Genomic DNA, 8623 nt, shown 5'->3' on the forward strand with positions numbered 1-8623 from the left:
ACCTAATCATCGATAGCGATAAGAAAGTCCCTCAACCCGCCCCTACACCTATAATTAATAAAATGGAATCTTTTTTTGACAAGACGTAGAAGGGCGGGTTTTGAATAAACCTAATCATCAATAGCGATAAGAAAGTCCCTCAACCCGCCCCTACACCTATAATTAATGACGAATTACCCACTTAATCACCAATCACAAACAACGCCCGATAAACGGGTTGTCTACAGGCTATTGTGTAGGTTTCTCGTTCGGTGGGAATAGGTAGGGGATTCCTAGCTAACCACTCGGTTCCTTGACGTTGAAAGGCTGGATTCTCGGTAAAGCGATCGCACATTTCCTGGGCTACGGCTTCAACGTCAGACTGGATAAAAACTTCGCCGCCTTTGACCAAGTATTTTGCCAAAGTATTGACCAATTCCGGTTTGACCACACGGCGTTTAGCATGTCGTTTTTTGAACCATGGATCAGGAAATTGAATGGTTACGCGCTTTAATAGTCCCTGGGGCAAAGAGGCTAAAATTGGTGCTAATGAGTTATCGACATTGCCAAATATAAAATGAAGATTATTTAATCCTAACTTCGCTACCAATTCTTGGGCTGTCTCAACTAAAGGTTCTCGAATTTCTAATCCCAAAAAATTCCCATCGGGGTTCTGGGTTGCCATGTCTAACAAAAACTCACCCCTAGCACTCCCTATATCTAGATGTAGCGGTTGCAGGGGTTGATGATAAACCTTTTCCCACGAGGGAGGCGTTACTGGAGTCAGGTATTTTTTACTCAAGGGATTGACATGTTGGCGCACGCGAACTCTCGGCAATGGTTTCACCTCCTTTTTTGCTAGTTATAGGTTATGTTATTTTATCAAAAAATTAGGGATTTGTGATTGATTTTGTCGGGGTGGGTTTGACGATTATCCTGTGTTGTCTTCACCCAAAGGCAAATAAACCCGCCCCGCCCTGATTGTAGAGACGTTGCCTGAACGTCTCTACAATTTAACCAATCGGAAGTTCAATGATAAACTCAGCACCTTCTCCAGGGTGAGACACACAACGTAATTGTCCCCTGTGTTTTTCTACGACAATCTCATGACTAATCGATAATCCTAACCCCGTTCCCTTGCCAAATGGTTTGGTTGTGAAAAAGGCGTGGAATAGCTTTTCTTGTATCTCTTCAGGGATACCAGGACCATTATCAGAAATACGGATTTCTACTCGCTGGTTATCAATCACTCTGGTACGAATCCAGATGGTGGGAGGCGCGGGGGTTGTATCACTCTCTGAAATTGTCTCGGAATTTTGCTTTCTAAATTCTGCTTCCTCTAAGGCATCAATCGCATTCGCCAGAATATTCATAAACACTTGGCTTAGGCGTCCAGGATAGCATTCAATGGGCGGTAACTTACCATATTCTTTAATCACTTGAATGCCTAAATGTTTCCCGGTGGGTTTGATCCGATGTTGCAAGAGAACCAGCGTACTCTCTAACCCCTCATGCAAATCAACCATCATCATTTCGCCCGCGTCGAGGCGAGATATATTCCGCAAGCTTTTAATGATTTGACAGATGCGTTCGATGCCCAATTCCATTGACTTAAAGGTTTTTGGTAAATCTTTTACCAGAAAATCAGTGTCTATTTTTTGAGATTTATCTTGAATTTCGGGAACTGGATTCGGATAATGTTGAGCATAGATTTGCAGGAGTTTAAGTAAGTCTCGGCTATATTCGCTGGCACAGCTTAAATTACCATGAATCGAAGTAATGGGATTATTAATTTCATGGGCAACTCCGGCTAACATTTGTCCCAGACTGGACATTTTTTCACTTTGAACTAGCATGGCTTGGGCTTGTTGCCAATTGTTGAGGGCTTGGGCAAGTTGATTAGTCCGTTCTTCCACTCGTTGTTCTAATTCCTGGGTCAATGTTTGTAAGGCGGCTTCTGCTTTACCCCGTTGCTCAACTTCCTCTACTAATCGTGTATTTTGCTCTTCTAGGGTTTTGGTTAAGGTTCGCAGTTTCAAATGTACCTTAACTCGTGCTAATACCTCTTCCTGCTGAAATGGTTTAGTAATATAGTCTACAGCCCCTAAATTTAACCCCTTAACTTTATCAATGGTATCGGTCAAAGCCGTCATAAAAATGATCGGAATCTCGTGAGTGTCAGGATTGGTTTTCAGGCGTCGGCAGGTTTCAAATCCGTCAATTCCTGGCATCATCACATCTAACAGAATCAAGGTCGGTGGATCATAAGCAATTTGCTCAAGCGCGGTTTCTCCATCAAGAGCAACGGCAATTTCAAATCCAGCGCTAGTCAGGGTTTCTGAGAGTATTTCTAGATTGTTGGGACTATCGTCAATGATTAAAATAATCGTTTTATTTAACTTGTCTATCATTGCCTTGTTCCGTTGTTCTATCCGGTTCAACGTAGTAGAGTTAGACTTGAGCATGGCGATAATTTCTAGTTGTTAGCGATAGGTTAATGCCTTTAGTGAATGCACCGATTTTCTTCAATAAAATCTCGTATTTTTTTAAGTTTAAATCCTTTAGCGAGTTGGCGTATATATTGAGCAAATGGGGCGAACTTATGATCAGAACTCTCGATCCTATCAATTTCTTTGAGGAGAAGTTTAATCCGACCTTTCATGGCTAAATCCCAGAGAATATCTAATTCTTCTTCAGGAAAAATAATCGCCTCGGGTTTGCCCAGTTTTTGTGGCTCGTATGGTGTTAGCTTAACAGCCGCCGACTGACTACCATTCCCTGATGCGGGTTCGTAAATCCAGGTCAGTCCCAAATGTTGTTGTAACCTCTGGAGTAGCTCATCAATTTGAACGGGTTTGGGCAGAAAATCATTACCCCCGGCTGCCAAACTGTGATGCCGATCCATCTCAAAAACACTGGCTGACGATACTACGATTAGCATATTTTTTAGGGTTTTGGACTGGCGAATGTGTCGCATCATCTCAAAGCCGTCCATAATCGGCATGATTAAGTCGGTAATGATCAGATCCGGTGTAGCTGTCATGGCGATCTCCAATCCTTCTCCACCATTATTCGCCTCAATCACCTCAAATCCCAAGGGTTCGAGCAAATTGACGATGACTGAACGATTTTCCCAGCGATCATCGACGACAAGGATGGTTCGGGGTTTGCCCTGATAGCCAATAATTCTACCCTGAGTAAAGGCGGGAGTCGTTTGTATCCATTCTCGGGCTTCGGCTAAGTCTAGATCCACGGTAAATACACTCCCCTTACCGACTTCACTGTGGACTTGAATTGTACTGCCCATAAGCTGTACAATACTTGTGCTAATCGCTAAACCTAGTCCAGTTCCTTCCGCCTGACGTTTGCGATCGCTCACTTGCTCAAAGGGTAAAAAGATGCGCTGCAATTGTTGGGGACTCATCCCTACCCCGGTATCTTCGATTTGAAACCGGATTCGGTGATGGCGAGGGGTTGAGGTTTTCTCTGGATCAGATACGCCTTCTGGCTTGTCTCCATTGTGTCTCCCGATGTTGTGATTGTCTTGGTTATCCCCATAGCCGACTTTAAAGGTAACGCCGCCAGTATCGGTAAACTTAATCGCATTGCTGAGGAGATTAATTAGAACTTGTCGCAGTCGCTTTTCGTCTACGTGGATACCAGCAGGAAGGGATGAAGTCGGTTGATAGAGAAAGGAAATGCCTTTTGCATCCGCCCGAATCCGGCAAATTTCGACAACGCCCCGCAGGAATGAGGGAAAATGAATATCACTGCCATGGAGTTCCATCTTCCGGGCTTCAATTTTCGCTAAATCCAGAATATCATTAATTAACATTAGCAAATGAGAACCGCATTGATGGATAATCCGCACCCCATCAAGTTCGCGATCGCTCATTGTTTTTGATCGTTGCAGAATTTGGGCATAGCCTAACACCCCATTCAGTGGTGTTCGCAGTTCATGACTCATATTTGCCAGAAACTCACTTTTGGCGTTATTCGCCGTATCCGCCTCTTCTTTCGCTGTTTTCAATTCTGCTGTACGTTGTTCTACCCGCAATTCCAGTTCAGCTTTGGCATTTTCTAGGGCGGTAAAGGATTCCTGCAACTGCTGCGCCATTTGGTTAAAAGATTTGGATAAAATCCGCAGTTCATAAATTCCTTCGACTTTGACTCGTTGATCAAGTTCCCCACTCGCGATCGCGCCAGACGCCATACTCAGTTGTAAAATGGGTTGACTAATCCAACGCGAGGTAAATAATCCCAAAAGCGTAGCCAGAATTAACGCGGCTACACAGAGGCGAATAGTTGTACGGGTGTTGGCGTGGATACGTGCCATAAATTCATCTTCGGGAACCACGACAACAATCAACCAATTCAGCCCTTTATTGTCTTGAAATGAAAGAACTTGGACAAATTGCTTCTTTTTATCTAATGTAAAATCTAACTGGTATTCTCCTTTGATATTCTCAAAGCTGCCAAATTTTCCCACCAAAAAATCCGCCGTTGCCTTAATCAGTGGGTTTTCACTGGTAATCGAGTCATTCCGTTCTGATTTAGTCTGATTATTGGAGACAAACGTCTCTTCACTCATTGATGTAGCAACTAATGTTCCTTTCCCCTTGGGTTCTAAAATAAACGTCTGTCCAAATTGAGTACTTTTAAAACTTTTGAGGAAGTCCCCAATATGAGACAGAGACAAAATCGTACTGGTTACCCCCAGCAACGTATCATCCTCACCATACAGAGGCATACTCGCCGCGATCGCTAATGTGTCTTCATATTCATAACGGAATACCTCACTCCAGGTTGCCTCACCTGCTTTTACCGCCTTTTGATACCAGGGTCGAGTTCGGTGATCATCGTAGGGACGGGTTTGTAATAACGCCGTCCGATTGCCTTGTTGATTAGCCGCATAAATATATTTGGTATAATTAATCGACTCATGAATTTGAAACTTATCTCCCTCTTGTCGCACCAGTTCTAGATATTTTCCATCTTCTGTACCAATGGTTGTAGCGCTAACCGGAAAGACGTGCATTTGATGCCAAAACAGTTCCTCACAATCAAATAAACTATCTAATTCTAATTGGTTCAGGCAATTTTCATTAGCATTCAGTTGATTAAAAGTATGGGGAATTTGTAAATAACTCTTGAGTTTCTGTTCAATCCGCGCCGCAATTTCTTGGCGTAAATCACTGGCAAGTTCATTCACTGCTTGTTCACCATTGCGTAAGGAAAGCCAACCTGTTAATCCTACAGCCGCCGTAATTTGCAGCAGGAAAGGAACCACAAGGACAAGGCGCAAACGCATTTTCAGCGAGGGTTTTGGCAAAAAACTGGGTAACATCCGTCAGTGTTAGTCTACGAGTAATGAGTGGATTTGACGACTCAGATGCTACCCTAATCTATCCAGAAATGTATTCAAAATTCGGTGATTCTTTTACCAGATCCCCGACTTCTTGAAGAAGTCGGGGATCTCCTTTAAATCTTACATCCAAGTCTTGATTTTCATCAGCTTAATCAACTCCTTCAATCGGGGCAAACCCCTGACGCTGAATATTTTCGGTAATCGTGCGTGGTTCTAAAAATTGGAGTAAATAATCGGATCCTCCCGCCTTAGAACCAACCCCTGATAACTTGAATCCGCCAAAGGGTTGGCGCGAAACAATCGCCCCGGTAATCGTGCGGTTAATATAAAGATTACCCACTTCAAACTCGGCAGATGCTTGGTCAATATGGGATGGCGTGCGGGAATATAATCCTCCCGTCAGGGCATATTTTGTCCCATTTGCCACAGCCAGGGCGTCTGGAAAATCCTTGACTCGAATCACCGCTACAACCGGACCAAAGATTTCCGCTTGGGCAATTTTGGCATCGGGTGAAACGTTGGTAAAAATAGTCGGACTGACAAAATAACCCGTTTCCGGGACTTCACATTCCACCGCAATTTCTGCCTCTTGTCGCCCTTTTTCAATATAGTCCTGAATCCGATTTCTGGCAGTAGCATCAATCACTGGACCAACTTGGGTACTGGGTAATTCCGCCGCACCAATATTTAGCGATCGCGTGGCTTCGATTAATCGTCCGATAAAGGTATCATAGATAGGGTCGAGAACAATTACCCGTGAACAAGCAGAACATTTTTGACCACTATACCCAAATGCAGACTTCACCACGCCCGCCACGGCTTGATCTAAATCCGCACTCTCATCCACAATAATCCCATTCTTCCCCCCCATCTCCGCAATCACCCGTTTCAGGTGAGTTTGACCCGGTTGTACAATCGCCGCATCAGCGTAAATCCGACATCCCACTTCCTGAGAACCGGTAAAGGCGATTAAATGGGTATCTGGATGCTTCACCATATACGCCCCCACCTGGGAACCCTTACCGGGAACAAATTGAAACACACCCTGGGGAATTCCCGCCTCGACTAATATTTCTGCCAGTTTCGCTGCAATCACCGATGAGGTTTCAGCGGGTTTGAGTAAGGTACAATTTCCGGTAACTAATGCGGCTACTGTCATTCCCGTCGCAATTGCCAAGGGGAAATTCCAGGGAGAGATTACAACTGCAATTCCTCTGGGTTGGTAGACATAGCGATTGGTTTCCCCAGCCACATCATATATATAGCCGCCCTCTAGCCGTTCCATTTCTGACGCATAGTAACGGCAAAAGTCGATGGCTTCGGAGACTTCCGCATCGGCTTCCCGTAAGGCTTTACCGACTTCTAAACATATCCAAGCCGAAAGTTCTTCCCGGCGCCCTTCCATTAATTCAGCCGCTTGACGCAAAATATCCGCCCGTTGTTTAACCGGGGTGCGACGCCATCCGGGAAAGGCGGCTTTGGCGGCGTTTAAGGCAGTTTCGGCTTGTTCAATTGAGAGTAATCCCACTTTACCGATAATTTCACTGGGGTTCGAGGGATTAACGGAGTCAACGGTTTCGGTGGTGGGTTGATAGTCGCCGTTAATTAAGGGATAGTAGGTTTTTCCCAATTGTTGGCGCACCTGTTGTAAGGCGGTTTGGGCTTTTCCCCGGGCTTCGGCTTGGGCGTAATCGGTATCGGGGGCGTTGGCGAATGGGGGATGGGGGATGGGGGATGGGGCGGGTTTAGTCACGTTATCGGTTGGTTGCGTAACGTTATCTGTAAAACCCGCCCCTACAGCTTGGTTTCCAGACGCGCCATGGCGCGTCTCTACAGGTTCCTCATCCACAACCGGAGGGGCGATTAATTCCTCAACGGGGCGTTCTTCTAAACTTTGGCGTAGGAAGGAACTATTGGCGGTATTTTCGAGTAAGCGACGAATTAGATATGCCATTCCGGGTAAGAGTTCCCCGTAAGGTGCATAAACCCGCACCCGATGTCCCCGTTGGACTAAGGCTTTTGCTAGTTGATCCCCCATTCCGTAGAGAACTTGCATCTCGAAGTGGCGGCGGGGGATATTCAACTGTTCCGCAATCGCCATGGCTTTCGCTTGCGATCGCACGTTATGTGATCCGATGGCAGCATAGAGATACTGGTGATTTTCTAGCAATAGCTGAGTCATTTCCTCGAAATTGGCATCGGTGGCGCTTTTTTGGTTATAAACGGGTTGTTGCCAATGGTTTTGTAAGGATTTAATCGTTTCCTGATCCCAATATGCCCCTTTAACCAGACGCACGGTGAGGGGATTGCCCCGTTCTTTTGCCCAGGTGATAATATCTTTTAAGTCCCCTTTAGAGTCGCGTAGATAGGCTTGTAGGGTAATGCCTAAATCTGTGCGATCGCGGAATTCATCTTCCATCAACAATTCTTTGAGAATGCCCAGGGTCATGTCTTTATAGACATATTGTTCCATATCAAAGTGAACCGCCGCCCCCAATTCCTGGGCACGCCGTAACAAAATTCGGATGCGATCGCACACCTGTTTTTTGCTACCCTCTGGATCTAGGGGGTCAAATTGGGAATAGAATGCGGTTAACTTGACAGAAACTTGAACTCGTGATAAATCTTCCCCATCAGCTTGGTCAATTTCCGACACCGTTGACCAATTTTTCGCTTCCTGAGTCAGTTGTTCCATCAAATCCAGATAGCGTTCCAGATACGATTGGGCTTCGGCTTCGGTAATCACGGCTTCCCCCAGCAAATCTAGGGTAAATGCCATCTTATCCTTCCGCAGGCGTTCAATTGTCTTAATTGCCTGCTTAATTGTTGCCCCAGCGATATACTTATTAGCTAGAGTTTCCACCGCCGTGGATACCGTTGACGCCGCTAGTTGTCCCGGCATAGAGTCAGGATTAGCAAAATTGAGTAAATTTTTCAGGGCGGCGGGAAGTTCCACCGATTCATCCCCTAAATAGTCTTGTAAATGACGGGCAATCTCAGTTTTACTCTGGAGGGCGGGTAAGGCATCAATGAAGCGAAAAAGCTGTACCCGCAAACCCGGATTACTCATCGCCCAAGCTAGGAGTTTATCATCCCAGCGCATCTGATCACGCATTTGGGCAAAAAAGGAGCGTTTTTGCCGCGTGGCGTCGAGAAGCTGTTTGGCAATTTCGATGGTTTGGGTTTCGTAGATGCTATTGGCGACTTGTACAACCACGGGCGGGTAGACTCCTAATTCTGGGCTAAGGCATTTATCTCGAACTCTTTATTATATCC

General features: G+C 45.4%; 4 protein-coding genes. All 4 read right to left on the reverse strand.

The genetic code is table 11. The features are described from left to right. Positions 1 to 181: 181 nt before the first annotated feature. Positions 182 to 817 carry a tRNA (guanosine(46)-N7)-methyltransferase TrmB gene (trmB, locus tag ACLFWI_RS21570; protein ID WP_446414621.1) on the reverse strand — a complete coding sequence of 212 codons (636 nt, stop codon included), beginning with the start codon at positions 815 to 817 and terminating at the stop codon, positions 182 to 184. Between the two features lie 175 nt (positions 818 to 992). After that, positions 993 to 2444: a hybrid sensor histidine kinase/response regulator gene (locus ACLFWI_RS21575; protein ID WP_446414622.1), complete on the reverse strand. Its 1452-nt coding sequence runs from the start codon at positions 2442 to 2444 to the stop codon at positions 993 to 995. Positions 2445 to 2482: 38 nt separating this feature from the next. Beyond that, complete coding sequence (locus tag ACLFWI_RS21580; protein WP_446414623.1) at positions 2483 to 5326, reverse strand: ATP-binding protein; 2844 nt, start codon at positions 5324 to 5326, stop codon at positions 2483 to 2485. Positions 5327 to 5495: 169 nt separating this feature from the next. Then, positions 5496 to 8564 carry an L-glutamate gamma-semialdehyde dehydrogenase gene (pruA, locus tag ACLFWI_RS21585; RefSeq protein WP_446414624.1) on the reverse strand — a complete coding sequence of 1023 codons (3069 nt, stop codon included), beginning with the start codon at positions 8562 to 8564 and terminating at the stop codon, positions 5496 to 5498. Between the last annotated feature and the right edge of the window lie 59 nt (positions 8565 to 8623).

The sequence above is a fragment of the Coleofasciculus sp. genome (genome assembly GCF_046539235.1).
In the GTDB taxonomy this organism is placed as follows: Bacteria; Cyanobacteriota; Cyanobacteriia; order Cyanobacteriales; family Coleofasciculaceae; genus Coleofasciculus.